Consider the following 25,903-nt stretch of genomic DNA (forward strand, 5'->3'; position numbering starts at 1 on the left):
GACGCCAGGCTGCCCACGAACAGGAGGAAGAATGCAGGGTTACGAAAACAGGCTGGCGAGCGTAGCGGAATATTCCACCCGGAGCGTCTGAATGGCCTCATGATAGCTTCTCGCGGTTTTTCCGAAGGACTCCCCTCCACAGGAGCCGATTCGAACGTGCCGCAGCCTTCCGCCGGCCTCCAGTTCGGCAAGTACAAGCTGCTCGAGCGCATCGCGACGGGCGGCATGGCGGAGATCTATCGCGCCCGGATGACGGCGGTGGCGGGCGTCACGAAGCCGGTGGTCATCAAGAAGATCCTCCCTGGCTACGCGGACGACAGCGCGTTCGTGTCCATGTTCATCAACGAGGCGCGCATCGCGCTGGGGTTGTCGCACGGCAACATCGCGCAGATCTTCGACTTCGGGGAGGTGGAGGGCGAGTACTTCCTCGCGATGGAGTGGGTGGACGGCCATCCGCTCTCGCACGTGCTGCGCCGGGCCCGCGAGAAGGGCTTGCCCGCGCTGCCGCCGCCCCTGGCGGTGCTGGTGGCCATCGACATGCTGCGGGGGCTGGCCTACGCGCACACGCGGCTGGACGACAACGGCCGTCCGCTGCAAATCGTCCACCGGGACGTGAGCCCGCAGAACGTGCTCCTCTCCTTCGAGGGGCAGGTGAAGCTGGTGGACTTCGGCATCGCGCGGGCGAGGCTTGCCGGACGCAGCGACACGAACACGGACGTGGCGAAGGGCAAGTACGTCTACTTCGCGCCGGAGCAGGCGCGCGGCGAGGCGCTGGACGCGCGCACGGACGTGTTCGCCGCGGGCACGGTCCTCTACGAGATGCTCTGCGGCCGGCGCCCCTTCGAGGGCTCGCTCCAGGACGTGCTGCGCAAGATCTCGCAGGGCGACTTCCCCCGGCCGCGCGAGTGGACGCCGGGCATCCCGGCCGCGCTGGAGCGCATCCTGCTCACCGCGATGGCCACCAGCCCGGAGCAGCGCTACGCCACCGCGCAGGCCTTCGCGGAGGCACTGGCGCGGCAGCTCCACATCACCGCGCCGGACGTGTCCGCCAGCGACCTGGGCCACTTCATGGGCTACCTCTTCGAGCCGGAGCTCGTGGAGGCCGGCCGCCCGGTGCAGCTGCCACGCGAGTTCATCGCGAGGGTGAACCGCTGGAGCGGCATCGCGGAGCCGCCGCCCGTACCGACGCCGCCGGAGCTGCCCCGCTACGTGCCCGAACCGCACGGTGAGCCCCGGGGCGATTTGACGACGCAGCCCCTGCCCCCACAGGCGATGCCGCCGGCACCGCCGCCCGCGTGGCACCGCACCCTGCGCGGCTGGGCGATGCGCGGCGCGCCGGTGGTGGTGGCCGCGCTCGTGGCCACCTGGCTGGGCCTGGTGATGGGCGGAACCAACACGTTCGCGGTGGAGCTCAGCTCCTCACCCGCGGGCGCCACCATCCGCGTGGACGGCCGGATCCTGAGCGAGACGACGCCCACGCTCATCACCCAGCTGCCGTCGGACCGCGAGCACGTGCTGGAGGTGCTGCTGCCGGGCATGGTGCCCTTCAGCCAGCGCGTGCACGCCGAGCGTGGCACCACGCTGGCGGTCCACGCGCGGCTCGCGCCGAAGCATCCGGCCCTGGCGCGCGCCCCGCCCCGCGCGGGCCCGGACGACGCGCCCGTCTCCGGCGCGCGCTACTCCGCGGGAGGCCCGTTCGCGCTCAGCGCGGTCGCGCATGCCCTGCGCGTGCCTCCGTCCCAGGCGGCGCGCATGCGGTTGGATCCCTCCCGCACCTACGGCCTGCGCGTGGAGGGCCGCGTGTCTGTGGGAGGCCCGCTGCCGGTGGCGCAGGCGGTCTACTTCCTGGAGGGCGGCACGGCCCTGGCCGCGCGCGACAGCTTCGGCCTGGTGGGCGCGGACGAGGTGCTGGTGCGCGACGCCTCCGTCCTCTACGTGTTCCTCTGGGACGACCGCCCCGACGACAACCGCGGCGCCCTCCAGGTGCACGTGCGCGAACAGGCGAGCGGCGCCATCACCACCCTGCTCCTGGACGCGCGCCGGCACGCGGTCTCGCTGTCGCCCCACGACGGCTTCACGCTCCGGGAGCTGGACCCGTCCACCACCTACCGCGTCGTCGTGCGCGCGGCGCAGGAGCCGGCGCGCACGCGGGGCTTTGGCGGCGGAGAGGTGGGCGGCGTGCTCGCGCTGCACGGCGCGGGGCCTTCTCCGGCCATGGCCCCGGGCACGCTGGAGGTGCTGGAGGTCAACCAGCCCACGGTGATGCGCGGCGCGAGCTGGCTGCGGCTCGCGTTCCCGGACGACGACGTGAACGACAACGCCGGAGGCCTCACGCTGGAGGTGACGCCGGTGGCGCCGCTGCACCAGTAGCGCGCGCGACGGGCCGCTACAGGGCACCGCCAGCCTGTAGCCGAAAAATTGATCATCCGGGATGCGCCCCTACCCTGGGCCGCCACGGAGGACGCTCATGAAGAAGCTGCTGGCGGTGCTGGGCCTGGGGATCGCGGTGATGGCCACGGTGGGACTTTCCACCCGCGTGGACGCGCGGCCCGGAAGCACGGCGGACGAGGGGCCGACCGATGCCCAGATCGACGCTGTCCTGGACGCGCAGGCTCACGAGGTCATGGGCCGGCTGCTGGAAGCGCAGCGCAATGCCAACCGGATGACAATGCTTCCCCGGTAATCTCGTGGCATCCGGCGGGGCACGGTGCTACGACCGGGCGCTCGCTTCAGTGCTCATCCACCCGCTCACGAGGGGGCCATGCCAGAAGGGTCCGCTGCACTCCAGCTCCAGGTTGGAGACCGGGTCGTCTACCCCAATCAGGGGGTCTGTCGCGTCGCCGCCATCGATGTGAAAGAGGTGGCCGGACAGAGCCTCACCTTCGTCACCATGCGCCGGGAAGAAGACGGCGCGGTCGTGATGGTGCCGCAGGGAAAAATCATCTCCATCGGCGTGCGCAAGGTCGCCAGTCCGTCGGACGTGGAGGAGATCTACGCGTTCCTCCGCTCGGACAGTGACAAGGCGGACCTGGACTGGAAGCAACGCGCGCGCACCAACCTGGACCGCATGACCCAGGGCGGCATCCTGGGGCTGGCGGAGGTCGTCAAGGGCCTCCAGGTCCTGAGCGAGCTGCGGCCGCTGCCCACCAAGGAGCGCGAGCTCTACGACAACGCCCGGCACCTGCTGGTGTCGGAGGTCGCCGCCGCGCTGGGCACCGCCGAGGCCAACGCCGAGGACTCCATCGACATCGTCCTCTTCCCGCCCGGGAAGGAGCGTCCCAAGCGCACCGCCGCGGAGTTCGCGCGGCCCGGTGGCGACGAGGACGACATGGACCTGGACGGCGACCTCATGGGTCTGGAGGGCGGAGAGCTGGACCTGCCCTCGGACGAGGAGCCGCCGGCCGAACCCGAGGAGGAGTCCTCCGAGGAGGGTGGCGAGGAGGAGGAAGGCGGCGAGGAGGGGGCCGAGGACGCCCCCAAGAAGCGCGGCCGTCCGCCCAAGGCCAAGCCGGCCGAAGGCGCCGAGCCCGCCGCTCCGAAGAAGCGCGGCCGTCCGCCCAAGCCGAAGCCCGAGGTGACGGCGGAGAGCGCCGAGCCCGCCGCTCCGAAGAAGCGCGGCCGTCCGCCCAAGGCCAGGCCGCCGGAAGGTGCCGCGCCCGCCGAGCCCGCCGCTCCGAAGAAGCGAGGCCGTCCGCCCAAGGCGAAGCCCGCCGAGGACGAGTGAACCGTAGGAATCCACGGCCCTCCCGGCTGCCCGCGTCGCGTGAAGAGCGCGCGCCCGGCACCGCGCGAGGGCCCTCCCGCCGAGGTGACGCCCCGTGATTCGCGTCGTGACGCTGGACCCCTTCGACGACAAGCAGCTCGCCAAGTTCAACCGCACGCTCTACACGGCCTTCGGCGTGGGCAGCGAGCACAGCGGCTCCGCGGAGATCCCCGCGGGCATGTCCGAGCCCCTGGACGCGGAGAAGCTGCTCGAAGAGGTGAAGGGCATCCGGGCCTACAAGGACGACAAGGTGCTGCTGCTCACCTCGCGCAAGCTGAAGGACCGCGACCTGCCCAGCGGCAAGGCCCCCACGTCGGGCTTCGCGAAGTACGGCAAGGACCGGGCAATCCTCTCCATCGCGCCGTTCAAGGACCTGGAGAAGGACTTCAAGCCCATCGCGCGCCACGCGCTGCACCAGCTGGGTACGCTGTGGGAGCTGCACCACTGCCTGGATCCGCGCTGCTCGATGTATCCGCCCTGGACGCCGTCCTTCAACCAGGGCGACCACATCTTCTGCACCTTCTGCCGCGAAAAGAGCGAGCAGAAGATCCGTCTTGCCAAGTCCTAAGGCCCTGCGCGCCCTGCCCCTGGTGGAACTGGGGGCGCTGCTGCTCGTCGCGCTCCTGTGCCTCGTCTTCCAGCTGAGGCTGCCGGGCCGGCTGCCCACGGACGCGGACGAGCGCGCCATGGCGGACGTGCTGGCCCGCGACGCGCGACCCGGGGACGCGGTGCTGCTGTTCCCCTGGTGGACCGAGCGCGCCCGCCTCTTCGTGCCTCCGTCCGTGCCCGTGTACGGGTGGCTGGAGTCGGACCGCGCGGACCTGAGCGCGCACCCGCGCATCTGGGTGCTGGGCCAGCCGGACCTGCCCCGCTCCGACGTGGGCGCGTTCGAAGCGGCCTTCCTCCCCGGACGCAAGGCGCTGGGCCCTGAAGCGCGCCTGGGCCCGCTGTCGCTGCGCCTCTACGAGAACGGCCGCTACCGCCCCCGTCACTGGGTGGCGAGCGAGTCCGCGAGCGCGGCGCGCGTGTACCTGGAGCAGCCGGATGGCTCGCGCCAGGACTGCCCCTTCGACGGGCGTGCGCACCGCTGCCCCGGCCCGCCGTACCTGTACGTCGCGCCGGAGTGGCACGAGATCTTCTACGAGCCCCGGCACTGCCTGTGGATGCACGCGCCGGGAGGGCCGCAGCGGCTGGTGGCGGAGTTCGCCAACGTGCCCTCGGGCATGGGCCTGCGGCTGGAGGGCGGCATCATCTTCGAGTTCGCGCATCCCAAGGACCCGCGCCTCTCCACCGCGTACCTGGGCGTGGATGACGCGGCCACGGGCGAGCGGCTGCTGGACGTGCCCATCCCCCCGGGCCGCGAGGGCGTGCAGAAGGCGGAGGTGGTGCTGCCGCCCGGACCGCCGCGCACGGTGAAGGTCTGGGTGCAGGCGGACAACGCGGAGTCGCGGCAGGTGTGCCTGGACGTGATGGCGCTGGAGCCCGCGGTGGGGGTGAAGCCATGACCGTTCCGGCTTCGCTCCAGCTGACGGGACGCCCCGCGACGCGCGAGGAGAAGCTCACGGCCCTGGTGCTGTGGGTGCTGGGGTTCGCGGCGCTGTGGACCACGGAGGCGGCCGTGGGCTTCACGCGCGACGAGAGCGTCTACTTCGCCGCGGCGGAGGGGTATTCGCAGTGGTTCCGGCTGCTCCTGAACTCGCCCGCGCAGGCGTTCACGGACAGCGCCATCGTGCGCGCGTGGGACTACAACCACGAGCACCCGGCGCTGATGAAGACGCTGTTCGGGTTGAGCCACCTGCTCTTCCACGACACGTTGGGCGTCATGCGCGACGCGACGGCGTTCCGGCTGCCCGCGTTCGCGATGGCGGCGCTGGTGCCCGCGCTGTGCTTCCTCCTGGGCAGCGCGCTGTACGGCCGCACCGCGGGGTGGTTCGCCGCCCTCTCCTTCCTGCTGGTGCCCCGCCAGTACTTCAACGCGGAGCTGGCGTGCTTCGACATGCCGGTGGCCGCGATGTGGCTGCTCGTCGTGTACTGCTTCTGGCGCGCGCTGGAGAGCACCCGCTGGGGCATCGCGTGCGGCGTGGCGTTCGGCCTGGCCATCGCCACGAAGCACAACGCCCTCTTCATGCCGTTCGTGCTGTCGCCGTTCGCGCTGTGGCGCGCGTGGCAGGCGAGCGAAGGCAACCCCGAGGCCCGCGTGCGGCTGGGCCGCTTCGTGGGGCTGTTCGCGGCGGTGGCGGTGCTCTACGGCCTGCTCGTGGTGTTCCTGGGCGGGCCCGCCGCGTTCCAGAAGAAGTTCCTGCTCCTGAGCCCGCACACGCTGTTCTTCGTGGGGCTCGCGGTGGGCAGCGTGGTGCTGCTGCGGGACTTGAAGCATGTGAGCCTGCCGGTGACGCGCGCGCTGGTGCCGCTGGCGGCGATGGCCGTGCTGGGCCCCGTCCTCTTCTACCTGCACTGGCCCTACCTGTGGCACGCGCCGGTGGACCGTACCGCGTGGTACCTGGCCTTCCACGCGACGCACAACCACTACGCCTGGTTCTACCTGGGCACGCTGATGCGCGGGCCGCCCTTCCCGCTCACCTACGTGGTGGTGAAGACGGCGCTGACGGTGCCCACCAGCCTCTTCGCGCCCATGGTGACGGGCTTCGTCGCGCTCGTGGGCCGGGCGCTGCTGAGCTTGAGCGCGCGCACGCGGGATTGGGTGCGGATGCCCACGGCATCGGAAGCGCTGGTGGGCGTCAACGCGGTGACGTCCATCCTCATCATCAGCCACCCGCAGGTGCCGCACTTCGGCGGCGTGAAGCACTGGTTCCCGTCCATGCCCTTCCTGGGCATCCTCGCGGGCGCGGCGGTGGCGCGCGGGTGCTTCGCGCTGTGGGAGGTGCTGAAGGCACGGCGGCCTTCGGTGTCACCGCTGGCCGTGACGGTGCCGGTGTTCGCGCTGCTGCTGGTGCCCGCGCTGATTGCGCTGGTGCGCGTGTTCCCGTACGGCACGGCGGCGTACTCGGAGCTTGCGGGTGGCCTGCCGGGCGCGGCGACGCTGGGGATGCAGCGCCAGTTCTGGTCCAGCCACGTCACCGGCGTGCTGCCGTGGATCAACGAACACGCGAAGCCGGGCGCGCGCATCTACCTGCACGAGGTGAACGGCTTCTCGTTCCGCGACTACCAGCGCAACGGGATGCTGCGCGAGGACGTGCGGCCGGTGAACAGCCCGTTCGACGCGGACATCGTCGCGTACCAGTACCACCAGGAGTTCCGCGAGCACGAGTTCCTCACGTGGCAGTCCTTCGGCACGCGCACGCCCGTCACCGGGCTGTACCTGGACGAAACACCGCAGGTCATCGTCTACCAGCGCCCGCAGTAGTCACGGCCCGGGATGACGCGGCAGGCCATGTGCACGACCGTTCACTCGGCGGCCCCATGGGCATGCTTGAAGACCGGACAGGACTGAAAGGCATGGGGCCGGGGTAGGCTCGCGGTGTCGGCCAATCCACCTTCCGGGGGAGGAACACATGACGCGCTGGACGGGCTTGCTGACGGTGATGGCGCTGGGTGCGGGCTTCGTGGGCTGTGACAACGCGAAGCCGCCCGCGAAGGTGGCTCGGGCCCAGGTGAAGCGGACGGGCCCCGCGACGATGGAGATCATCCCCGTCGAGGGACAGCTCCCCTACTGCATGCTCTTCACGATGTCCGAGAAGGGCGTCATCCGGCAGCTGACGCTCACGCGGGAGAACCGCTCCATCCGCTGCGACCCGAACCGCCCCGTCGCCAACACCAGCTTCCGCGTGCCGGTGCAGGAGGGGAAGGTGCGCGTCTACATCTTCTTCTCCGACGAGCGCGTGCCCGCGGGCTCCGTGGCGCAGCAGCTCTACGACCTGCGCGATCGCGAGCGCGTCACCGCCATGGACCTGCGGCTGCCGGGGCGCATCTTCGTGGAGACGCTGGAGTTCACGCCGGAGACGGGCGAGCCGGAGGCGACGGGCGTCGTCGTGGGCGCGGGCGGCGTGGTGACGTCCGATGGCGGCACGGCCCTGGATGCGGGCACCAACACGCTGACCGTGCAGCCGCTGGCGAACTGATCGCCAGACGCGAAGAAGCCCGAGGGTGACGTCCACCCCCGGGCCTCCGTGCCGCTTCAGGCTGTGACGCTGATTAGTTCAGCCAGCCACCGTTGTACGTCGGAGCGCGGTCACGCCGCGCCATCCGCTCGCGCTCCTGCCGTTCACGCTCCAGCCGGGCCTGACGCTCGCGCTCCTGCCGCTCGCGCTCCAGTCGGGCCAGCCGCTCCCGCTCCTGACGCTCACGCTCCATGCGGGCCAGCCGTTCGCGTTCCTGACGCTCGCGCTCCAGCTTCGCCAGCCGCTCACGCTCCTGCCGTTCGCGCTCCAGCCGGGCCTGACGCTCACGCTCCTGCCGTTCACGCTCCAGCCGGGCCTGACGCTCACGCTCCTGCCGCTCGCGCTCCATGCGGCGCTGGTCCTGGCGGCTCACGAGAGGGGTGGCGGCGTGGAAGTCCGCCGCCATCACCGGGGAGCTCGCGACGAGCGCCACAGCCACCACCATCTTCTTGAGCATCGCCTTCATGACCTGCCTCCGAGAGCCGCTTTGTTGCTGCGTTCTGAACCTACTGACGGTCCAGGCGCGGCTTGATTCAGCGCGCCCAAGGCACGAGTCCCCTCCCGTTTCCCTCGGAAGAGGCCCGCTGAAACACGCTGAAATCAAGCCGGAGTGAAGCCGCTCCCCGGTCCGCCTCACGGGCCATGGAGGCACTGCTCGAAGCTCGCATTCCCAGGAAACGCGTCCACCGTGCTACGTCAGGGCCGGCTCGCGGTAGCGGCCATTCCACCACCCCAGGGGAGGAACACGTGACGCGCTGGGCGGGCTTGCTGACGGTGATGGCGTTGGGTGCAGGCCTGGTGAGCTGCGACAACGCGAAGCCGCCCGTGAAGAGGACGCGAGCCCAGGTGAAGCGGACGGGGCCCGCGACGATGGAGATCATCCCCGAAGGAGGGCAGCTCCCCTACTGCATGCTCTTCACGACGTCCGAGAAGGGCGTCATCCGGCAGCTCACGCTCACGCGAGAGAACCGCTCCATCCGCTGCGAAGCGAACCAGCCCGTCGCCAACACCCGATTCCGCGTGCCCGTGCAGGAGGGAAAGGTCCGCGTCTACGTCTTCTTCTCCGACGAACCCGTGCCGACGGGTTGGGTGGCGCAGCAACTCTATGAGTTGCGCGACAAGGAGCGCATCACCGCCATGGACCTGCGGCTGCCGGGACGCATCTACATGGAGACGCTGGAGTTCACGCCGGAGACGGTCGATCCGAAGGCAGCGGGCATCGGGGTGACGTCCGATGGCGGCACCGCTCCAGACGCGGGCACCCGCGCGCGGCCCGTGGAACCCGCGGCCCACTGACCGCCAGACGCGAAGAAGCCCGAGGGCGATGTCCACCCCCGGGCCTCCGTGCTGCTTCAGGCTGTGACGCTGACTAGTTCAGCCAGCCACCGTTGTACGTCGTGACGCGGTCACGCCGAGCCATCCGCTCGCGCTCCAGCCGGGCCAGCCGCGCCCGCTCCTGCCGCTCACGCTCCATGCGGGCCAGCCGTTCGCGCTCCTGACGCTCACGCTCCAGCCGGGCCAGCCGTTCGCGCTCCTGACGCTCACGCTCCAGCCGGGCCTGACGCTCGCGCTCCTGCCGCATCCGCTCCTGACGCTCGCGCTCCAGCCGCGCCTGACGCTCGCGCTCCTGACGCTCGCGCTCCATGCGGCGCTGGTCCTGGCGGCTCACGAAGGGGCTGGCGCCATGGTAGTCCGCCGCCATCACCGGGGAGCTCGCGACGAGCGCCACAGCCACCACCATCTTCTTGAGCATCGCCTTCATGACCTGCCTCCGTGAGCCACGTTGTGCTGCGTTCTGAACCTTCTGACGGGGGAGGCCCTGCGTGATTCACACGCTCCAAAGACACGGGGCCCCTCCCGTTTCCCTCGGAAGAGGCCCCGCTGAAACACTCTGAAATCAGGCTGGAGTGAAGCTGTTTCTCAGTACGCCTCGCGCGCCATGGCCAACAGGTCCGCCTGCGTGACGGTGCGCGGGTTGCCCTGGTGGGACGCGTCCTGGAAGGCCTTCTCCGCGATGTGCTCCAGGTCCTTCTCCTGCACGCCCGCCTCGCGCAGCCGCGTGGGAATCCCCACGGAGGCCGCCAGCTTGCGCACGCGGTCGATGGCGTTGGCGGCGAGCACCTCCTCGCGCGCGTTGGACGTGTCCCCCAGCGCGATGGCGATGCGCGCCAGCCGCGCCGTGCTCGACGCACGGTTGAACTCCATCACCGCGGGCAACACGATGGCGTTCGCCAGGCCGTGCGGCACGTTGGAAATGGGCGTGAGCGCATGCGCCAGCGCGTGGCTCGCGCCCAGGCCCTTCTGGAAGGCCATGGCACCCTCCATCGCGGCCACCATCATGTCCGTGCGCGCCGCCAGGTCCTTGCCCTCCTTCACCGCCGTCACCAGCGAGCGCCCCACGCGCATCACGCCGTCGATGGCCACCGCGTCCGCGAGCGGATGGAAGCCGTTGGCGACGTACGCCTCGATGCAGTGGGTGAGCGCGTCCATGCCCGTGGCCGCCGTGACGGACGGGGGCAGGCCCAGCGTCAGCTCCGGGTCGATGACCGCCGCCTTGGGCAGCAGGTACGGGCTGAAGATGACCGTCTTGCGGCCCGTGTCCGCCAGCGTCACCACGCCGGAGCGCCCCACTTCCGAACCCGTGCCCGCCGTCGTCGGGATGGCGATGAGCGGCGGCAGGTCGTCGCGCACGTACTGGTCGCCGCCCTTCGCGTCGTCGTAGCGGCTGAGCGGCGGCTCATGCGTGGTGAGCAACTGCACCAGCTTGCCCGCGTCTAGCGCGCTCCCACCGCCCAGGGCGACGATGCCGTCCGCCTTGTGTGCGCGGTAGGCCTCCAGGCCCGCGAACACGTCGCGCTCCGTGGGATTGGGCTCCACGCGGTCGAACACCGCGCAGTCCAGGCCCGCGCCCTTGAGCACGTCCGCGACGCGAGCCGCGAGGCCCGCCTTCACCACGCCCGCGTCCGTCACCAGCAGCGGACGCTTCATGTTCAACCGCGACGCGTGCGCGGGCAGACGCTGCAGCGCGCCCGCGCCGAACACGATGCGCGTGGGCCACGACATCTCAGTGACGCGCGGCTCCGAGGGAATGTCGAAAGGCTTCATGGAAGGTCCTCCTTCAGATGAGTTCCAGGTAGCGCTCCAGCTCCCAGGAGGTGACCGCCCGCTCGTACTGGCGCACCTCCCACTCGCGGGTGCGCACGAAATGGTCGACGAAGCCCTCGCCCAGGATTTCGCGGGCGCGCTCGCTGTTCTTGAGCAGCGCCACCGCGTCCTTCAGGTTGCGGGGCAGCGGCTTGGTGTTCTTCGCCTCGTAGGCGTTGGACAGCACGGGCGCGGGCGGCTCGATTTCGTTCTCGATGCCCCACAGGCCCGCGGCCAGGCTCACCGCCATGCCGATGTACGCGTTCATGTCCGCGCCCAGCTGGCGGTACTCGATGCGCATGGACTTGCCGCTGTCGCCGATGACGCGGATGGCGCAGGTGCGGTTCTCCAGGCCCCACGTCGCGGTGGTGGGCGCCCAGGTGTTCTCCACGCTGCGCTTGTAGCTGTTGATGGTGGGCCAGTAGAGCGCCGTCAACTCCGGCATCAGCGCCACCTGCCCGCCGATGTAGTGCCGCATCAGCTTGCTCATCCCGTGCTTCTGCGACGGGTCGTGGAAGAGGTTCTCCTCCCCCTTCAGGTTCCACAGCGACTGGTGCACGTGGCCGGAGCAGCCCGGCAGCTTCGGGTCCACCTTGGCCATGAAGCACGCGGACACGCCGTGCTTCGCGCAGATCTCCTTCACCACCGTCTTGAAGAGCGCCGCGCGGTCCGCCGCCAGCTCCAGCGTGTCGTAGCGGATGGCGGCCTCGAAGACGCCGGGGCCCGTCTCCGTGTGGAAGCCCTCGATGTTGAGCCCGTACGCGTTGCACCCATCGATGAGCGCGTGCACCAGCGGCGCGTTCATGGACGTGCGCAGCCACGAGTAGCCGAACATGCCCGGCGTCAGCGGCGTGAGGTTCTGGAAGCCCTTCTCATGCAGGCTCTGCGGGCCCTCCTTGAAGAGGAAGAACTCGTACTCGGCGCCGAACTTGGGCAGGAAGCCCAGCTTGCGCGCGCGCTGGCCCATCTTCTGGAGCAGCTGGCGGGGGCTCGCCTCGAAGGGCGTGCCGTCCGGGTTCACGAAGTCCAGGAGGAACGCCGCGGTGTCCGGCTCCCACGGGATGATTCGCGCGGTGGACAGGTCCACCTTCGCGGGCGTGTCCGGGTAGCCCGTGTGCCAGCCCGTGACCTTGGTGTTGTCCAGCAGCTCGTCGCCCAGGTCCCAGCCGAAGACGACGTCGCAGAAGCCCATGTTGCTCTTCGCGGCGCTGTAGAACTTCTCCAGCGAGACGTACTTGCCGCGGAAGACGCCATCCACGTCGATGGCGCCCAGCTTCACCTTGCGGACGCCCTTCTCGTCCATCCAGCGGCGCAGGGAGTCCATGTCCCCCTGCTGTCCGGGCACCGCGCGCGGCCCACCCTCGCTTCGCTCCTTCGCGCGAGCCCGGCGGGCCATCGCCGGATGGGTGAGCACCTTGGCCTTGGGACGCGACGCCATCGGGACCTTCCTTTTCTTCGTCATGCGGCGGTGGAGCAGTGAATGGAAAGGAGCGCGCGGCTTCGCGTCAGGGGGACGGCAGCTTCGTCCACACGGCCTTCGTCTGGAGGTAGCCGTCCAGCGCGTGGTGGCCCAGGTCCTTGCCCCAGCCGGATTCCTTGTAGCCACCGAAGGGCGCCGCGTCGTCGAACTCGTTGAAGCAGTTGATCCACACCACGCCGCTCTTCACCTGCTTCGCCAGCGCGTGCGCCTTGGCCACGTCACCCGTCCAGATGGACGCGGCCAGGCCGTACTGCGTGCTGTTGGCCAGCGCGATGGCCTCCGCGTCGTCGCGGAAGCGCAGGCAGCTGAGCACCGGGCCGAAAATCTCTTCCTGGGCGATCTTCATGTCCGGCTTCACGTCGCCGAAGATGGTGGGCTTCACGAAGCAGCCCTTCGCCTTGAAGCCCTCCGTGTCACGGCCGCCGCCCGCGAGCAGCTTCGCACCCTGCTGCTTGCCGCTCTCGATGTAGCCCAGCACCACGTCCATCTGCTTCTGGCTCACCAGCGCGCCCATCTCCGTGGACGCGTCCAGCGGGTCGCCCACCTTCATGGTGCCGGCCTTCTGCGCCAGCTTCGCGACGAACGCCTCGTAGGCCTTCTCGTGCACCAGCACGCGGCTGCCCGCGTTGCACGTCTCACCCTTGTTGCCGAAGATGCCCCAGAAGCACGCCTCCACCGCGCGGTCGAAGTCCGCGTCCGGGAAGATGATCTGCGGGCTCTTGCCGCCCAGCTCCAACGTCAGCTTCTTCAGGTTGCTGGCGGCGGACGCCTGGAGCAGCCGGCGCGCGGTGCGGCCGGAGCCAGTGAACGAAATCTTGTCCACGTCCGGGTGCCGGGCAATCGCCTCGCCCGCGGGGTCGCCCAGGCCCGTCACCACGTTGATGACGCCGGGCGGGAAGCCCGCCTCCAGCGCCAGTGCGCCCAGCTTCAGCGCGGTGAGCGGCGTGTACTCGGACGGCTTCACCACCACCGTGCAGCCGGAGGCCAGCGCGGGGCCCAGCTTCCAGCCCAGCATGCACGTGGGGTAGTTCCACGGCACGATGACGCCCACCACGCCCACCGGCTCCTTGAGCGCGTAGGTGTGGAAGGGGCCGTCCACGGGCAGCACTTCACCCAGGATGGTGCTGGCCAGGTCCGCGAAGTTCGCGAGCGTCGCGGCGCCCGGTGCCACGTCGCCCCGGATGGCGTCCTTGAACGTCTTGCCGTTGTTCATCGACTCGACGAGCGCGAACTCCTCGCGGCGCTCGTAGAGCAGGTCCGCCAGCTTGCGGATGAGCTTGCCGCGCTCGCGGCCGGTCATCTTCCCCCACGGCCCGGATTCAAAGGCGCGGCGCGCGGCCTTCACCGCGCGGTCCACGTCCGCGGCGGTGCCGGCGGGTACGTCCGCCAGCTTCTGGCCGGTGGCGGGATTGGTCACCGCGAAGGTGCCCCCTTCGATGGGATCCACCTGCTGCCCATCGATGAGCAGCTTGAGCACAGGGAGCTTGGGAGTGAGCGAACGAGCGTCGGTCATGGCGAAGCCTCGGGTGAGCACGGCGCGCGAGCGACCTGGAAGTGGCGGGCACCGGACACGGACGGCACGACACGGTAGGAATGAGGGCATGACGCGGCAAGCTGCCCCCATGAAGAACGTCCTCCTGCTGAAAGCCGGCGACGCGGCGCACTCCGTCCAGCTCTCCGTGGGCGACTACGAGCGGTGGTTTCTGCAAACCATTGGACTGTCCGGTCAGCGCTTCGACATCTTGCCCGTGCACAAGGGCGCGCCCCTGCCGAAGGACGCGAAGGGCTACGACGCGGTGATGATGACGGGCTCGCCCCTGTCCGTGACGCAGCGCGAGCCGTGGATGGAGCGCGCGGGCGCCTTCATGGTGGAGGCGGGCGAGCAGGGCGTCCCCGTGCTCGGCGTGTGCTTTGGCCAACAGCTGCTCGCCGAGGCCTACGGCGGCAAGGTGGCGCGCAACCCCAACGGCCGCGAGACGGGCACCGTGGAGGTGACGCTCTCACCCGAGGGCCGCGCGGATCCGCTGTTCACCGGCCTGCCGGAGCGCTTCGCCGTGCAGGCGACCCACGAGGACATCGTCTCCCGGCTGCCGGAGGGCACCACGGTGCTCGCGGGCAATGCCAACACCGCGAACCAGGCGCTCGCGTTCCGCCCCAACGTGCGCGGCGTGCAGTTCCACCCGGAGATGCCCACGGACGCCATGCGCGCGGTCATCCTCGCCCGCGAGGAGAAGCTGGACGCGCTCGCGCGCGAGAGGGGCGTCCCGGAGGGCGAGTACGTCCCCCGGCTGCTGTCCGGCATCACCCCGACGCCGCTCGCGCACCGGGTGCTGATGAACTTCCTCCAACACTTCACCTGACCGGACCTTCCGGATTCGGCCTGACGGACGCGCGAAAGCGGACAGACGCCGCGCGCGGATCCGGGCCGGGGGGCGGGGCGCTCCCTAGCTTTGCCCCGTGGTTCCGGACGGCGGTCCAAGCACCGTCCAGGAGGGACGGGGGCTGGGGATGAATCCGTTCGTGATGCAGTACCGGAAGCTGAAGTGCCATCTGAGGTACCTGGCCAGCTACGTGGATCTGGATCCACGCGGCAACCAGGTCGTGCGCCGCACGGACTTCAAGCACTGCCAGAAGCCGGTGCTCCTCCTGCACGGCTTCTTCAGCACGCGCCGCGTCCTGGAGGTGCTGGAGCACCGCCTGCGCCGCGAGGGCTACTGCGTCTGGTCCATCCACCTGGGCGGCACGATGGACCGCTTCAACACGCACCGCATCGACGAGCTGGCGCAGAAGGTGCGCGGCAAGGTGGACCGGCTCTACGAGCGCCACCCGGGCATGGGGCCGCTCACCATCATCGGCCACTCCAAGGGCGGCCTCATCGGCACGTACTACGTGAAGCGGCTGGGCGGCGACGCGCGCGTGAAGAGCCTCATCACGCTGGGCACGCCGCACCGGGGCACGCGCATGGCCTACCTGGGCTGCGCGACGCTGGGCTGGTTCAGCCGCAGCATGTGGCAGCTCACGCCGACGTCGCGCTTCATCAAGGACCTGAGCGTGGGCGCCTTCCCGCGCCACGTGCGGCTCACGTCCATCTACTCGCGCGACGACGTCATCGCGCGCTACCCCTCCTCCGTGCTGGACGTGGACGGCCAGCCCAACGTCTTCAACGTGGAGCTGTCCGGCGTGGTGCCGCACGGCGAGCTGCTCACGCGCCGGGCCGTGTGGGAGGTCATCCAGCGCGAGCTGGCCCTGGGCTATGCTGACGCGCCGGTGTCCACGCCTGTCGTGGCACTGCCGTCCCCTCCCCTTCCGGTGGCCCTGTCCGCCGCCGCCAGCCCCTGACACATGCCCTCGCGCTGGGACCACCTCTTCGACCTCAAGCCCGTCACCCTCGTGGACCACCTGCTGGAGGAGGTGGCACGGCTGCTCGCCAAGGACCTGGAGTCCTGGCCCCCGCCGGTGCAGGACCTGGACCCTGCGACCCTGGGCGAGTTCGCCCCGCTGTTCCAGGAGGCCACCCAGCGCCCGGACGCGGTCGTCTACACGGAGGCCCTGCGTCTGGCGAGGTGGGACCTGGCCCGCGAGTTCGACGCCTTCGACGAGTACGTCCGCAACAAGCGCTACCTGGAGCGGGGCCTCACCGCCGACGACCGCGTCCCCCTGCTCTTCCTCACGCGCTGGCTCACCGAGCAGATGCTGGGCCTGGGAGAGGCCACCCAGGGCCGTATCAAGCGCCCCCTGATGCGCGACTGCCTGGACCGGCTGGAGGCCCGGCTCTCCGACAGGACCCGGCTGCCCCAGGCCTGAAGCCCGGACGTGCCCCGGGCTGGCTGGCCGCCTGCCCTGTCCCAGGAGGCGTTCCAGACCCTTGGGGAGCATAGGAGCCCGGTCCCGCGGGAAGGTTTCCCGGGGGTGCTTGTCAGGAGGGAGGCTGCTGCCCTAAGCCCGGGTCCATGTCGCAGCCCGTGGAAGCCACCGCCCCCGACGAACGCCGCAAGCGCCTCTTCCTCCTCGCGGGGTTGTGGTTGGCCATCGCGGTGACGCTGTTCGCCCTGCGCTCGGTGGTGATGCCCTTCGCGGGCGCCGCGCTCATCGCGTACCTGGTGCAGCCGCTGGTGGCGCGCATCACGCGGCTGAAGGTGGCCGGCCGCTATGTGCCGCGCTGGGTGGCCATCCTCGCCATCTACGCGGTGTTCTTCTGCGCCGTATACCTCTTCTTCGTCGCGCTGGTGCCGCAGCTCTACCGCGAGGTGGTGCGCATCAGCCGTGAGATGGCGGCCTTCGCCGGCGCGCTCACGCCGGAGCACGTGCAGACGCTCGCGCAGCGCGCGGAGACGTGGCTCAACGTGTACGGCATCCCCGTGGCGCTGTCGGACCGGGCCATGGAGGGCGCGGCGGGTTCCAACGGCGGCTTCAGCCTGGCGCTGGACCTGGAGCAGATGCTCACCGACGCGGTGGCGCGCGCGACGTCGCTCGCGAAGGAGAACCTGGCGGACATCGTCAACGTGTCGCGCCGCATCGTCACGGAGGTGCTGGCCGGCGTCTTCATGGTGTTCTTCATCCTGATGGTCGCCGCGTTCTTCTCCATCGACGCGCAGGCCATCCGCCGCTACTTCGGCACGCTCGTCCCCGCGGAGTTCCTGCCGGACGCGAAGACGCTGGTGGCGCGCATCGACAAGTCGCTGTCCGGCGTGGTGCGCGGCCAGTTCACCATCTGCCTGGTGAACGGCGGCCTCACGCTGGTGGGCCTGCTCCTGTTCGGCGTGAAGTTCGCCTTCCTGCTGGCCACCATCGCCACGCTCTTCAGCCTCATCCCCATCTTCGGCACCATCATCAGCTCGGTGCCCATCGTCCTCATCGCGCTGGCGGACGGCTTCCAGAAGGGCTTCGCGCTCCTCCTGTGGATCATCGGCATCCACGCGCTGGAGGCGTACTTCCTCAACCCGAAGATCATGGGCGAGGCCGCGCGCATCCACCCCGTGGTGGTGGCCTTCTCCCTCATCGCGGGCGAGAAGCTCTTCGGCCTCTGGGGCGCGCTGTTCGCGGTGCCGGTGGCCTCCATCGCGGTGGCCTGCTTCGACTACGCGCGCCTCAAGGCGCAGCCGCCCCCGCTGCTGGCCGCGCCCACGCAGCAGGCGGTCGCCTCCACGGACGCGGCCCCCGCGGCCTGAGCCCCGAAGCGTCCACCGGTGGAAACCGGGGGCCGGCTCCCACTTTCCCCCCTGGCCATCCCGGGGGTGAGTGACTAATTCCACGCACTCCTCCGCATCTGAGGACGTGTGATGCCCCCCAGCCCCTCACCGGCCCCGGACTACCGGAGCCTGTTCGAAGCCTCTCCCAACCCGTACCTGGTGCTGACGCCGGGGTTCGTCATCGTCGCGGTGACGGACTCCTACCTGCGCGCCACGGGGACGCGGCGCGAGGACATCCTGGGCCGCCACATCTTCGACGTCTTCCCGGACAACCCCCAGGAAGCGGGGGCCAGTGGGGTGACCAACCTGCGCGCGTCGCTGGAGCGCGTGGTGAAGACGGGCACCCCGGACGCGATGGCGGTCCAGAAGTACGACATCCCCCGGCGCCAGGAGGCCGACGGCAGCTTCGAGCTGCGCTACTGGAGCCCGCTGAACACCCCGGTGTTCGGCCAGGACGGCACGCTGAGCCACATCATCCACCGCGTGGAGGACGTCACCGACTACATCCACCAGAAACACCCGGACGACGAGCAGAGCCGCCAGCACGCCGCGCTCCGCGCCCGCGCGGATGAGATGGAGGGTGAAATCTTCCGGCGGGCCCAGCAGATCCAAGAGGCCAACCAGCAGCTGCGCGTCGCGAACGAGCAACTGGGAGAGCTGGACCGGCTCAAGTCGGAGTTCTTCGCCAACGTCAGCCACGAGTTCCGCACGCCGCTGACGCTGATGCTGGGCCCCACGGAGGACCTGCTCGCGGGCCGCGCGGGCCCGCTGTCGGACGAGGTCCGCAAGGAGATGGAGCGGGTGCACCGCAACGCCGGGCGCCTGCTCAAGCTGGTGAACGCGCTCCTGGACCTGTCCAAGCTGGAGGCGGGCCCCAAGGAGGAGCGCTTCGTGCCCGCGGACCTGTCCGCGCTGACGAAGGACGCGGCCGCCAGCTTCCGCTCCGCCATGGAGCGCGCGGGTCTGAAGCTCACGGTGGACTGCCCGCCCCTGTCCCAGCCCGTCTACGTGGCGCCGGACCTGTGGGAGCAGATCGTCCTCAACCTGGTCTCCAACGCGTTCAAGTTCACGCTCCAGGGCGGCGTCACGCTGCGCCTGCGCGAGTCCGGGCAGCGGGTGACGCTGGAGGTGGAGGACACCGGCGCGGGCATCCCCGCGCACGAACTGCCCCGCCTCTTCGAGCGCTTCCACCGCGTGCCGGGCTCGCCGTCGCGCACCGTCGAAGGCAGCGGCATCGGGCTCGCGCTGGTGCAGGAGTTCGCGCGGCTGCACGGTGGCGCCGTGTCCGCGCGCAGCACGGAGGGCGAAGGCAGCGTCTTCACCGTGGAGCTGCCCCTGGGCCACGCGCACCTGCCACCGGAGCGCATCCGCACCACCGCCCGGCCGCGCTCCGCCGCGCGCGAGGCCACGTCGGCCTACGTCGAGGAAGCGCTGCTGTGGAGCGCCACCAAGCCCAAGGACCGCACGCAGTCCTCGCACCAGCACCCGCAGTCCGCGGACGGCCATGCCGCGAACCCAGCGCCACGCGCGCGCATCCTGCTGGTGGACGACAACCGGGACATGCGCGACTACATCCAGCGCGTGCTCTCCCCCGAGTACGAGGTGGAGGCGGTGACGGATGGCCTGAAGGGCCTGGAGTCCGCGCTGGCCCGGCCCCCGGACCTGGTGCTGTCCGACGTGATGATGCCGAAGCTGGACGGCATGGGCCTGCTGAAGGCCCTGCGCGCCGCGCCCACCACGCGCGAGCTGCCCATCCTGCTGCTGTCCGCGAAGGCCGGTGAGGAGGCCACGGTGCAGGGCCTGACGTCCGGCGCGGACGACTACCTGGTGAAGCCCTTCTCCGCCGGAGAGCTGCTCGCGCGTATCGCGTCCAACCTGAAGCTCGCGAGGATGCGCGGGGAGATGGCCGATGAGCGCGCGCGCGCGGAGAGCCTGGCCGAAGCGCTGCGCGCCCGGGATGACTTCCTCTCCGTGGCGGCGCACGAGCTGCGCACGCCGCTGGCGGCCTTCCAGCTGCACCTGGAGCTGGTGGAGCGCGGCCTGGGCCGGGACGCGCCGCCCAAGGCGCTGGAGCGCCTGAAGCAGGCCCGGTCCTTCATCCGCCGGCTGGCCATGCTCGTGGACGTGCTGATGGACGTGTCGCAGATCACCAGCGGCCGGCTGAAGCTCACCCGAACGGACGTGGACCTGGGCGACCTGCTGGTGGAGGTGACGCGCTTCGCGGAAGAAGAAGCGCGCCGCGACGGCACGCCCCTCACCGTGGACGTGAAAGGCCCGGTGATGGGCACCTTCGACCCGTCACGCATCTCGCAGGTGGTGCACAACCTGGTCGCCAACGCGCTGAAGTTCGGCCGGGGCCGCCCGGTGGACGTGACGTTGCAGCCGGATGGGGAGGTGGTGCGCCTGTCCGTGGTGGACCACGGCATCGGCATCAAGCCAGAGGACCGCGAGCGCATCTTCGAGCGCTTCGAGCGCGCAGTTTCCACGCACCACTACGGCGGCCTGGGCCTGGGGCTCTGGGTGTCGCGCCAGGTGGTGGAGGCGCACCAGGGCCGCATCGACGTGGAGGACACGCCGGGCGGCGGCACCACCTTCCGCGTGACGCTGCCGTTGAGGGAACCGCCGGTGGACGCGACCGGCGGCCTTCCCAGCTGAGCTCCGGCCGCGGGAGACCGCGGCCGCGCCACTACTGGCAGGCGGCGGCGCAGCGCGCCTCGCGGCACGTCGGGATGCAGCGGCCGCAGTCCACGCTGTTGGGAGGACACGTGCCGTCGCACCGCACGTTGGAGCAGTTGGGCCCCACGTCGCGGTGGGTGATGGCGGTGCCCTCACCACAGCACGCGTTCGCGACGCAGTCCGAGTCGTCGTAGCAGACCTGGCTGGAGAGCACCGGCGGGGTGTCCTCCAGCGGCAGGTCCTCCACCCCGATGTCGCACCCGGCGAGGAAACCCAGGGTGAGGCCCGCGACGGCGCGGGCGACATGACACAGGAGGCGGGCACGACGCATGTGGGGCTCCTTGGGCCGGAGGTGACTACCGGTTCATCGAGCCCAGGAACTCCGCGTTCGCCGCCGTCGGACGCATGTGCTTGAGCACGAACTCCATCGCGTCGATGGGGGTGAACGGGTGGAGCACCTGGCGCAACGCCGTAATGCGCACCAGGTCCGCCTGAGACAAGAGGAGTTCCTCCTTGCGGGTGCCGGATTTGTTGATGTCGAGCGTTGGGAAGATGCGCTTCTCCATCAACTTCCGATCCAGGACGATTTCGGAGTTACCCGTGCCCTTGAACTCCTCGAAAATCACTTCATCCATGCGGCTGCCGGTGTCGATGAGCGCCGTGCCGATGATGGTGAGGCTGCCGCCCTCCTCGATGTTGCGGGCCGCGCCGAAGAAGCGCTTGGGCTTGTGGAGCGCGTTGGCGTCCACGCCGCCGGACAGAATCTTGCCGGACGCCGGCACCACCGTGTTGTAGGCGCGCGCCAGACGGGTGATGGAGTCCAGCAGGATGCAGACGTCGTACTTCTGCTCGACCAGGCGCTTGGCCTTGTCGATGACCATCTCCGCCACCTGCACGTGACGCGTGGCGGGCTCGTCGAAGGTGGAGGACACCACCTCGCCGCGCACGCTGCGCTCCATGTCCGTCACTTCCTCCGGGCGCTCGTCCACGAGCAGCACGATGAGGTAGACGTCCGGGTGGTTGCGGCTGATGGCGTGCGCGATGTTCTGCAGGAGCACCGTCTTGCCGGCCTTCGGGGGCGCCACGATGAGGCAACGCTGGCCCAGGCCGATGGGGCAGAACATGTCGATGATGCGCGTCGTCATCTCCGACGACTCGTGCTCCAGCTTGAGCTTGCGCGTCGGATAGAGCGGCGTGAGGTTGTCGAACAGGATGCGCTCGCGCGCCGCGTCCGACATGGGGTCCGCGAAGTTGACCTTGTCCACCTTCTGCAGCGCGAAGAAGCGCTCGCCCTCGCGGGGCTGGCGGATGGGGCCCGTCACCGTGTCGCCGGGCCGCAGGTTGAAGCGGCGCACCTGCGACGGCGACACGTAGATGTCGTCCGGGGACGGCTGGTAGTCGCTGTCCGCGCTGCGCAGGAAGCCGAAGCCGTCGCTCAAGAGCTCCAGCACGCCCTCCGCGTGGACCTCGAAGCGCTTGTCGGCGATGCCGCCCAGCAGCGCGAAGATGAGGTCCTGCTTCTTGAGTCCCTGGTAGCCCTCGATGCCCGTGTCGTGGGCCATCTTCGCCAGGTCGACGATCTTCATCCGCTTCAGGTCATTGAGCTTGATGACCTGCATCGGGGTGCCGTCGCGCTCCACCTCCGTGATGGCGGGGGCCTCGGTGGACTCCTGCGGGGCGGCCGGAGCGGCCTCCTCGGCGGGCGCCTCCTCCGTGCCGCGCAGCTCCTGGAGCTCGTCGTCGCGCACCGGACGGGAGATGGGCGTGAGCACCGGACGGGGTGCTTCCGCGGCGACCTCGGGGGCCTCGGCCTCCTCGGCGGGAGCCTCTTCCCGACGGGCGGGCGCACGGCGGGACCGGGGCGCGGGCTTCTCCGCCTCCTTCGCCGCGGCGCGCTTGCGCCGGGGCTTCTCCTCCGCGGTGAACTCGGGCTCGACTACCTTTTCTCGGGGGGAACGGGCTTTGGCCATGACGGTCTGCAGACGGAAGAAGGGGGGAATCGCCCGAAGGCTCGGGCAGGCTGTACGCGGGACGGCGGTCCGTCCGCGCGGCGCTCGGAAGCACCTTCCAGGGGGCAGCACCACCCAAGTCCTGGGAACGGACCGGAGGGCGCGTGGGCCTGTGGTTGGGAAGAGACGGCGCCGGGGGAACCCCTGCGCCTGGAACCGGGCTGGAAACTATTGACCGCCTCCAGAGCTGTCAAGGCATCCGTGCCTCGCTCTGTCCCGTTTTTCAGGGGGTTGCACTGGAGGGCGGGGGTCCCACCAACAGGGAATCCGCTATGTAGCTGAAATTCGGGCCTACTGGGGCGACAGAAGCGCCTCCCCGCCGTGCAACACGCGTCCCCGGGTTCCCCTTCCCGTGGGGGCAGGCAGGCCTGTCAGGTGGGGCCGGTAGAGTGGTGCTCCTCCAACGCGGGGCGTGCGCAACTGGCCGCGCCCTTGAATTGGGGTAAGGACACGCCCCGTGGACACCTTCCCGAAAGCCGAAGCCCGCGCCCGAGCGCTCCGTCAGGAGCTGGCCCACCACAACCACCGCTACTACGTGCTGGACGCGCCGGAGATCAGCGACGCGCAGTACGACACGCTGATGCGTGAGCTCCAGGGGTTGGAGGTGAAGTACCCCCAGCTCGTCACGCCGGACTCGCCCACCCAGCGCGTGGGCGGCGCGGCGGTGGAGGACTTCGGGCAGGTGGTGCACACCACGCAGATGCTGTCCCTGGCGAACATCTTCGATGACGCCGGGCTGGAGGAGTTCGACGAGCGCATCCGCAAGCTGACGGGCCTGCCGAAGGTGGACTACGTCTGCGAGCCCAAGCTGGACGGCCTGGCCATCTCGCTGCGGTTCGAGGGCGGCCGCTTCATCCAGGGCGCCACGCGCGGCGACGGCACCACCGGCGAGGACGTCACGGCCAACCTGCGCACCATCAAGAGCCTGCCCCTGGAGCTGTTCCCCCAGGACGGCGTGAAGGTGCCCAGGCGGCTGGAGGTGCGCGGCGAGGTCTTCATCCGCAAGGAGGACTTCCGCAAGCTCAACGAGAAGCGCGAGGAGGAGGGCGAGTCGCTCTTCGCCAATCCGCGCAACGCCGCCGCGGGCAGCCTGCGCCAGCTGGACCCGAAGGAGACCGCGGCCCGGCCCCTGTCCGTCTACCTCTACGAATGCGTGCCCGGCGACGGCGTGCCCGCCTTCAAGAGTCACATCGAGAAGCTGGAGTACCTGAAGACGCTGGGCCTGCCCATCAACCGCTACCAGCGCGCGGACGGGGCCGACGGGGTGCGCCAGCGCTACGACGAGTCCCTGAAGGGCCGCCACGCCCTGCCCTTCGAAGTGGACGGCATGGTGGTGAAGGTGGACGACGAGGACCTGCGCCGCCGCCTGGGCCAGGTGTCCAAGAGCCCGCGCTGGGCCGTGGCCTACAAGTTCCCGCCGGAGGAGGAGTCCACCACCGTGGAGGACATCGGCATCCAGGTGGGCCGCACGGGCGCGCTCACGCCGGTGGCGCACCTGAAGCCGGTGAAGGTGGGCGGCGTGACGGTGTCGCGCGCCACGCTGCACAACGAGGACGAGCTGCGCCGCAAGGACGTGCGCCGGGGCGACACCGTCTTCGTGCGCCGCGCGGGGGACGTGATTCCGGAGATCGTCTCCGTGGTGCTGTCCAAGCGCCCGAAGGACTCCCAGCCCTTCACCTTCCCCACCCACTGCCCGGTGTGCGGCGCGGTAGCGGCCAAGGACGAGGACGGCGCCATCATCCGCTGCACGGGCGCGTCCTGCCCCGCGCAGCTGGTGGAGAAGGTGCGCCACTTCGCCAGCCGCATCGCCATGGATATCGAAGGCCTGGGCGACAAGCTGGCCACGCAGCTGGTGACGTCCGGGCAGGTGAAGGCGTTCGCGGACGTGTACGCGCTCACCCGGGACTCGCTGCTCGAGCTGGAGCGCATGGGGGAGAAGAGCGCGGACAACCTCCTGGCCTCCATCGAGGGCAGCAAGAGCACCACCCAGCGCCGCTTCCTGTATTCGCTGGGCATCCGCCACGTGGGCGACTCCACGGCGCGCGCGCTGGCGGAGGCCTTCCCGGACGTGAAGTCGCTCTTCACGGCCAGCCTGGAGGACATCAGCCGGGTGAAGGACGTGGGCCCGGTGATGGCGCAGGTCATCCACACCTTCTTCCAGGAGCCCCAGAACCAGGCCGCCATCCAGGCCCTGCTGGACGCGGGGGTCCAGCCCGCGCCCCCGGCGGTCGCCACGGGCGGCCCCTTCGTGGGCAAGACGGTGGTGCTCACCGGCACCATGGCGGGGCTGGCGCGCGAGCAGGCCAAGGAGGAAATCGAACGGCGCGGGGGTAAGGTCTCTGGAAGTGTCTCGCGCAAGACCGATTTCGTCGTCGCCGGCGAGGACGCGGGCACCAAGCTGAAGAAGGCGCAGGAACTCGGGGTAAGAATCCTGGATGAGCAGGCGTTCCTGAAGCTGCTAGAAGGGGACGCAAGAGCATGAGGCCAGAGGCATGAGCACGCAGCGCCGGGTGACCCTGCGCATCCAGGGCACGGTCCAGGGCGTCTCCTACCGGGAGAGCGCCCGCCAGGAGGCGCTGCGTCTTGGGCTATCGGGCTGGGTGCGCAACCGGAGCGACGGCTCCGTGGAGGCCACGGTGGAAGGCGAACCGGGCGCGCTGGAAGATTTCATCCGCTGGTGTCACTCAGGTCCCCGCATGGCGCGCGTCACGGACGTGGCGCGCACCGACGGCGGGGCCACTGGCGAGTTCCGCACCTTCACCGTGGAGCGCACATCATGACGCCCTACGCCCTGGCTTCCCTGCCGGCCATGCTGGGCATCCGGTCCGGCACCAAGGTCTCCGTCATCAACCCCCCGCGGGGCTTCGTGCAGAAGCTCAACCCGCTGCCGGACGGGGTGGAGTTCCTCGTCACCGCCCAGACGGGGCTGGACGTCATCCTCTTCTTCACCTCCGACGCCACGGAGCTGGTGCAGCGGCTGCCCGCGCTGTCGCGCGCCACCACCCTCAACGGCGGCATCTGGGTCTGCTGGCCCGCCGGAGAGGGCGTGAAGACGCGCCTGTCCGAGGACTTCGTGCGCCAGGCGGCGCTCGACATCGGGCTCGTGGACAACAAAATCTGCATCATCGACGAGACCTGGACCGGCCTGCGGCTGGTGCGCCGTCCGCGCGGCAAGCTGGACAAGCCGGAAGGGCGCAAGCAGGCCCCTGCCCAGGCCTGAACGTCCGTTTCCGAGCGCCCGTACGCCCGGAGGGCGGGCCCGCCCTCCATCTGCCCGACAGTGGATGAACGGGCGCATCGGGCCTTTACACACCTGGAGGGGCGTGGAAAACTCTCCGTGTTTCTGGGCGGTTGTGTGACGCCCCGCGTTGGCGGGACATCAGGCCCAGGCTGGAATTTCGACGGGTTGCGCTTCCGGTTTCCTCCGGACGTCCCTGCTGCTCCGGGGCCCCCAGACGCCCCCCCAAGGTGACCCACATGAAGGGCACCGACCGGGTGTGGAAGAGGGGGCGGACGGCACGGGC

23 protein-coding genes are annotated in these 25,903 nt (G+C 70.1%); 16 read left to right on the top strand and 7 right to left on the bottom strand.

Annotated features, from left to right (window positions below):
• Nucleotides 1–156 precede the first annotated feature (156 nt).
• The 7 genes from D7W79_RS00145 (at nucleotide 157) to D7W79_RS00175 (ending at nucleotide 7,842) form a co-directional block, all read left to right on the top strand.
• On the top strand, nucleotides 157–2,370 hold the full coding sequence (locus D7W79_RS00145; protein ID WP_120523271.1) for a serine/threonine-protein kinase: 2,214 nt from the start codon (nucleotides 157–159) through the stop codon (nucleotides 2,368–2,370).
• A gap of 97 nt (nucleotides 2,371–2,467) precedes the next feature.
• Nucleotides 2,468–2,683 carry a hypothetical protein gene (locus D7W79_RS00150; protein ID WP_120523272.1) on the top strand — a complete coding sequence of 72 codons (216 nt, stop codon included), beginning with the start codon at nucleotides 2,468–2,470 and terminating at the stop codon, nucleotides 2,681–2,683.
• A gap of 78 nt (nucleotides 2,684–2,761) precedes the next feature.
• Nucleotides 2,762–3,724 (top strand): CarD family transcriptional regulator, encoded by a 963-nt coding sequence (locus tag D7W79_RS00155; RefSeq protein ID WP_120523273.1) that lies wholly within the window; start codon nucleotides 2,762–2,764, stop codon nucleotides 3,722–3,724.
• 94 nt (nucleotides 3,725–3,818) lie between these two features.
• Nucleotides 3,819–4,331, top strand: coding sequence for a zinc metalloprotease (locus D7W79_RS00160; protein ID WP_120523274.1), 513 nt, complete (start codon nucleotides 3,819–3,821; stop codon nucleotides 4,329–4,331).
• The gene (locus D7W79_RS00165) at nucleotides 4,318–5,268 is read left to right on the top strand and encodes a hypothetical protein (protein ID WP_120523275.1); all 951 of its coding nucleotides are present in this window, start codon (nucleotides 4,318–4,320) and stop codon (nucleotides 5,266–5,268) included. The genes D7W79_RS00160 and D7W79_RS00165 overlap by 14 nt, the downstream gene beginning before the upstream one ends.
• Nucleotides 5,265–7,127: an ArnT family glycosyltransferase gene (locus tag D7W79_RS00170; RefSeq protein WP_208729595.1), complete on the top strand. Its 1,863-nt coding sequence runs from the start codon at nucleotides 5,265–5,267 to the stop codon at nucleotides 7,125–7,127. Before D7W79_RS00165 ends, D7W79_RS00170 begins: the two co-directional genes overlap by 4 nt.
• 148 nt (nucleotides 7,128–7,275) lie before the next feature.
• Nucleotides 7,276–7,842, top strand: coding sequence for a hypothetical protein (locus D7W79_RS00175; protein ID WP_120523276.1), 567 nt, complete (start codon nucleotides 7,276–7,278; stop codon nucleotides 7,840–7,842).
• Nucleotides 7,843–7,915: 73 nt separating this feature from the next.
• Here D7W79_RS00175 and D7W79_RS00180 read toward each other — a convergent pair whose 3' ends face one another.
• The gene (locus D7W79_RS00180; RefSeq protein ID WP_120523277.1) at nucleotides 7,916–8,347 is read right to left on the bottom strand and encodes an ATP-dependent DNA helicase; all 432 of its coding nucleotides are present in this window, start codon (nucleotides 8,345–8,347) and stop codon (nucleotides 7,916–7,918) included.
• A 281-nt stretch (nucleotides 8,348–8,628) separates the two neighbouring features.
• Between D7W79_RS00180 and D7W79_RS00185 the strand changes: the two genes are divergently transcribed.
• Nucleotides 8,629–9,177 carry a hypothetical protein gene (locus tag D7W79_RS00185; RefSeq protein WP_167497652.1) on the top strand — a complete coding sequence of 183 codons (549 nt, stop codon included), beginning with the start codon at nucleotides 8,629–8,631 and terminating at the stop codon, nucleotides 9,175–9,177.
• Between the two features lie 73 nt (nucleotides 9,178–9,250).
• On the opposite strand, the gene D7W79_RS00190 is transcribed toward D7W79_RS00185, so the two are convergent.
• The 4 genes from D7W79_RS00190 to D7W79_RS00205 form a co-directional block, all read right to left on the bottom strand.
• The gene (locus D7W79_RS00190; protein ID WP_120523278.1) at nucleotides 9,251–9,643 is read right to left on the bottom strand and encodes an ATP-dependent DNA helicase; all 393 of its coding nucleotides are present in this window, start codon (nucleotides 9,641–9,643) and stop codon (nucleotides 9,251–9,253) included.
• Nucleotides 9,644–9,801: 158 nt separating this feature from the next.
• Entirely contained in the window at nucleotides 9,802–10,986 is a 1,185-nt protein-coding gene (locus D7W79_RS00195; protein WP_120523279.1) for an iron-containing alcohol dehydrogenase, read from the bottom strand.
• Nucleotides 10,987–10,999: 13 nt separating this feature from the next.
• Complete coding sequence (locus D7W79_RS00200) at nucleotides 11,000–12,463, bottom strand: glutamine synthetase family protein (protein ID WP_208729596.1); 1,464 nt, start codon at nucleotides 12,461–12,463, stop codon at nucleotides 11,000–11,002.
• Nucleotides 12,464–12,530: 67 nt separating this feature from the next.
• Nucleotides 12,531–14,018 carry an aldehyde dehydrogenase family protein gene (locus D7W79_RS00205; RefSeq protein ID WP_120523280.1) on the bottom strand — a complete coding sequence of 496 codons (1,488 nt, stop codon included), beginning with the start codon at nucleotides 14,016–14,018 and terminating at the stop codon, nucleotides 12,531–12,533.
• A 109-nt stretch (nucleotides 14,019–14,127) separates the two neighbouring features.
• Between D7W79_RS00205 and D7W79_RS00210 the strand changes: the two genes are divergently transcribed.
• The 5 genes from D7W79_RS00210 (at nucleotide 14,128) to D7W79_RS00230 (ending at nucleotide 20,349) form a co-directional block, all read left to right on the top strand.
• Nucleotides 14,128–14,865 carry a glutamine amidotransferase gene (locus tag D7W79_RS00210; RefSeq protein ID WP_120523281.1) on the top strand — a complete coding sequence of 246 codons (738 nt, stop codon included), beginning with the start codon at nucleotides 14,128–14,130 and terminating at the stop codon, nucleotides 14,863–14,865.
• Nucleotides 14,866–15,013: 148 nt separating this feature from the next.
• The gene (locus D7W79_RS00215) at nucleotides 15,014–15,844 is read left to right on the top strand and encodes an esterase/lipase family protein (RefSeq protein ID WP_120523282.1); all 831 of its coding nucleotides are present in this window, start codon (nucleotides 15,014–15,016) and stop codon (nucleotides 15,842–15,844) included.
• 3 nt (nucleotides 15,845–15,847) lie between these two features.
• Nucleotides 15,848–16,309 carry a hypothetical protein gene (locus D7W79_RS00220; protein ID WP_120523283.1) on the top strand — a complete coding sequence of 154 codons (462 nt, stop codon included), beginning with the start codon at nucleotides 15,848–15,850 and terminating at the stop codon, nucleotides 16,307–16,309.
• A 146-nt stretch (nucleotides 16,310–16,455) separates the two neighbouring features.
• A complete protein-coding gene (locus D7W79_RS00225; RefSeq protein WP_120523284.1) occupies nucleotides 16,456–17,673 on the top strand; it encodes an AI-2E family transporter in 1,218 nt (405 codons plus the stop codon).
• 111 nt (nucleotides 17,674–17,784) lie between these two features.
• Nucleotides 17,785–20,349 carry an ATP-binding protein gene (locus D7W79_RS00230; protein ID WP_120523285.1) on the top strand — a complete coding sequence of 855 codons (2,565 nt, stop codon included), beginning with the start codon at nucleotides 17,785–17,787 and terminating at the stop codon, nucleotides 20,347–20,349.
• A 31-nt stretch (nucleotides 20,350–20,380) separates the two neighbouring features.
• Here the strand turns inward: D7W79_RS00230 and D7W79_RS00235 are convergent, their stop codons facing one another.
• Nucleotides 20,381–20,701 (bottom strand): hypothetical protein, encoded by a 321-nt coding sequence (locus tag D7W79_RS00235; protein WP_120523286.1) that lies wholly within the window; start codon nucleotides 20,699–20,701, stop codon nucleotides 20,381–20,383.
• A gap of 25 nt (nucleotides 20,702–20,726) precedes the next feature.
• Nucleotides 20,727–22,340 (bottom strand): transcription termination factor Rho, encoded by a 1,614-nt coding sequence (rho, locus tag D7W79_RS00240; protein ID WP_120523287.1) that lies wholly within the window; start codon nucleotides 22,338–22,340, stop codon nucleotides 20,727–20,729.
• Nucleotides 22,341–22,836: 496 nt separating this feature from the next.
• Here rho and ligA point away from each other — a divergent pair, with 496 nt between their 5' ends.
• From ligA to D7W79_RS00255, 3 genes are read left to right on the top strand one after another with little or no spacing between them, the layout of a single operon-like run.
• A complete protein-coding gene (gene ligA, locus D7W79_RS00245; RefSeq protein ID WP_120523288.1) occupies nucleotides 22,837–24,861 on the top strand; it encodes an NAD-dependent DNA ligase LigA in 2,025 nt (674 codons plus the stop codon).
• A gap of 10 nt (nucleotides 24,862–24,871) precedes the next feature.
• Nucleotides 24,872–25,159, top strand: coding sequence for an acylphosphatase (locus tag D7W79_RS00250; RefSeq protein WP_120523289.1), 288 nt, complete (start codon nucleotides 24,872–24,874; stop codon nucleotides 25,157–25,159).
• Nucleotides 25,156–25,599 (top strand): DUF3052 family protein, encoded by a 444-nt coding sequence (locus D7W79_RS00255; protein ID WP_014398919.1) that lies wholly within the window; start codon nucleotides 25,156–25,158, stop codon nucleotides 25,597–25,599. The genes D7W79_RS00250 and D7W79_RS00255 overlap by 4 nt, the downstream gene beginning before the upstream one ends.
• Nucleotides 25,600–25,903 lie beyond the last annotated feature (304 nt).

This window comes from Corallococcus exercitus, assembly GCF_003611585.1.
Taxonomy (GTDB): Bacteria; Myxococcota; Myxococcia; order Myxococcales; family Myxococcaceae; genus Corallococcus; species Corallococcus exercitus.